Annotated in this window: 3 protein-coding genes and 1 tRNA gene; 1 reads left to right on the plus strand and 3 read right to left on the minus strand. The window is 65.1% G+C overall.

Annotated elements, in window-relative coordinates; all coding sequences use genetic code 11:
* Positions 1 to 121 precede the first annotated feature (121 nt).
* The 3 genes from NTW26_04945 to NTW26_04955 form a co-directional block, all read right to left on the minus strand.
* A tRNA-Arg gene (locus NTW26_04945) sits at positions 122 to 197 on the minus strand.
* Positions 198 to 529: 332 nt separating this feature from the next.
* Entirely contained in the window at positions 530 to 1,048 is a 519-nt protein-coding gene (locus NTW26_04950; protein MCX7021616.1) for an adenine phosphoribosyltransferase, read from the minus strand.
* A gap of 93 nt (positions 1,049 to 1,141) precedes the next feature.
* Positions 1,142 to 2,260: a hypothetical protein gene (locus NTW26_04955; protein MCX7021617.1), complete on the minus strand. Its 1,119-nt coding sequence runs from the start codon at positions 2,258 to 2,260 to the stop codon at positions 1,142 to 1,144.
* On the opposite strand from NTW26_04955, the gene NTW26_04960 reads away from it, so the two are divergent.
* Complete coding sequence (locus NTW26_04960; protein MCX7021618.1) at positions 2,253 to 2,621, plus strand: cupin domain-containing protein; 369 nt, start codon at positions 2,253 to 2,255, stop codon at positions 2,619 to 2,621. The genes NTW26_04955 and NTW26_04960 overlap by 8 nt on opposite strands.
* Positions 2,622 to 2,894 lie beyond the last annotated feature (273 nt).

Raw genomic sequence — 2,894 nt, forward strand, 5'->3', positions numbered from 1 at the left:
ACCGCGGATCCGTGTCCAGCTTCAAGCTGATATAACTCTTTTCTTTAATGGAGCGTCGCTCGCGGCACTAAATCCTAGAATACAGGAGATGTGAACCGCGGATCCGTGTCCAGCTTCACGCTGGTGGGCCTGAGAGGAATCGAACCTCCGGCACGCGGTTTAGGCAACCGCTGCTCTATCCACTGAGCTACAGGCCCTCACCCCCCCCATCCCCCCCAGTCTTGGGGGGCGCAGTCGCGATGGGAACTTAGAGTAATTATTTTATTTTGCGCCGCGTGCGGGGCTTGGTTTCCGATTAATACGCTTTAACCCCCATCCCCCCCAGTCTTGGGGGGCGCAGTCGCGATGGGACATTGTTGAAATTTGCTAATTCTGCGCCGCGTGCGGGGCCAGATTTCCGTTTGAAATCCTTCTCCCCCGATCCCCTCAATCTTGAGGGGGCAGTCACACGAGGTTAATTATTCGAAGTTCGATAAGTAGACGCAGCGTGCGAGATTCGGTCACCGGTCAGCCCCCCCATCCCGGGAGGCTATGCGTGAATCAGCGTGTTGACCGTGTACCCTTTCAGCTTCTCCCGCCCTTTCAGGAAATCCAGCTCGATGACGAAGTCCACGGCCAGGACCCGGGCGCCGGCCTTCTCGATGAGCCCCGCCGCGGCCTGTGCCGTTCCCCCCGTGGCGAGGAGGTCGTCCACCAGGAGCACCCTTTGCCCCGGCCCGAAGGCGTCCCGGTGCACCTCGATGGTGGCGGTGCCGTATTCCAGCTCGTAGCTGGCGGAATATGTGGCGGCGGGGAGCTTGCCCGCCTTGCGGATGAGTGCCAGGCCGCAGCCGAAGCGGTCCGCCAGCGCGGCGCCGAAGATGAACCCCCGGCTCTCTATTCCCGCGACCACGTCCGGCGGGTCGCCCTTGTGCAGAGCCTCCAGCTCGTCCAGCGTTCTGGAGAACCCATCGGGGTGGCCGATGAGGGTGGTGATGTCCTTGAAGCTGATGCCGGGTTTCGGAAAATCCTCGATGACCCGGACGTAGGCGAGTAGTTCCTGGCTCATCTCGGCGCCTTTCGAGCTGGTGTTTTCGGGGAATGTTAGCACAGACGGGCTTTCAAAGGCCAGGTGGAGAAATCGAAGAGCCGTTCGCGGGCCTCAATCGGCCTGACGGGCGGCGTTCGTGAGCTCCTCGATGACCTGGGTAACCTCGCCGGCGAGGAAGCTCAGACGTTGCGCCTGCTCGAACTCCGAGTCCGCCAGGGCCTCGGCGCCGTCAATCAGATATTTGAGGTACAGACCCCCGTGGTGCAGAAGCGCCACGCGGAGGAGGTCGGAGTTCCCGGGATTTTCCCGCTCGGCTTGGTAGGAGACGACCAGCGTCTCGAAGGGGTCGGCGCCGTAGGACGCGGCTTCGCTCCACTTTCCCGCGACACCGGCGAGGTGCATCCGGACCAGGTTGCGCTCGAAGAAGGGCTTGTCACGATTGCCCGCCGTCCGGGCCAGTTCGTCGAGCAGCTCCGGGGTGAGCTCCGGGACGAGCTCGGAAACCGGCCCCACCAGAGGCTCCAGCGGTACGAAGGTGAGGATGCGCCAGGCGGTTCCGGCGTTCACCTTCTCGGCGAGTACTTTCGGCGGAGTGTGGGCGACGACGGTGGAGAGGAAGGCGTCGCCGAATCGGGGGTCGCCGACGCGCGGCCGAAGCATCTCCGCCAGGTCGGCGTCTCCCGAGGTGAAGAAGGCGGCGGCCAGGATGCCCTTGAGATTTTCATCTTCCGTTGAATCGAAGAGGGCCAGCATCGGCGCCCAGGCCGGTCCGCCGATGGCGCCCAGGGCGGCGGCCGGATCGGCGGGGCTCCCCGTCCCGGACTCGAGCGCCCCGATGAGCGGCCCCACGGCGGGGGCGCCCGTCTGGCCCAGCACCCAGGCCGCGTCGGCGGCGAGCGACGGATTGTCGGAACCTAGGAGACCGGCCAGCGGCTCGACGGCCTTTTCCCCGAATCGCGCCAGGAGGCGCCCCGTCTTCTCCCGGTTCTCCCCGGCGACGAAGGCGTCCACCAGCGCGGGCACGGCCTCTCCGTCCAGGGCCAGTAGGTCTCGCTCCGCCCGGCCGGATACGTCTGGGTCGTCGGAGAGGTAGTCGGCGACCAGCTCTTTCGGTGTCGCGGCGCAGCCGGCGATGAGAACGACGGCCAGACAACCGAGCAGAAACTTGACAGCCCGCCGGGGGACGGGTAATCTCGTTTTTTGGCCGATGGCGGGAGGGTTCATGCGCATCAAGTCCTTGATGAATTCGAAGAAGGTCGTCGCCGGCGACGGGGTTCACCTGCGCGAGCTGGTCAACCCCGGTTGCGACGGGGGCTTCACCGGGCGTTACAGCCTGGCCGAGGCGATTCTCCTACCGGGCCACAAGTCGAAAAAGCACCGCCTGAAAACACACGAGCTCTATTTCGTCGTCGAGGGCCACGCGGTCGTCCACCTGGACGAGGAGTCGGCCGTGATCGAGCAGGGGGACGCCGTGGAGATTCCGCCCGGTACGGTGCAGTGGGTGGACAACTCCGGCGGCTCGGAGCCCTTCGTGTTTCTGTGCATCGTGGACCCCGCCTGGCGCTCCGAGGACGAGGAGATGCTGGAGTAGGGCCCCGCCGTTGCTTGTTTTGCGCCCAGCCGCGGGAGGGTCGGTTGCCCCTCCCTTTTTTCTGAAGTAGCCCTCACCCCCATCCCCGTCGGCGAGCCGCTCCCACGGGGAGAGGGGGGTAGGGGAAGCGCGCTCTACAGCTCGTAGATGACCGGCACAACCAGCGGGCGGCGCTCCAGCTTCTTCTGAATGAACCGCCGCGTCTTCCTCCGCAGCCAGTCGGCGAAAAGCTCCCGGTCTTCCCGCACCTCGGGCTCGGCTTCCGCAATCAGT

The sequence above is a fragment of the bacterium genome (assembly GCA_026398675.1).
Taxonomy (GTDB): domain Bacteria; phylum RBG-13-66-14; class RBG-13-66-14; order RBG-13-66-14; family RBG-13-66-14; genus RBG-13-66-14.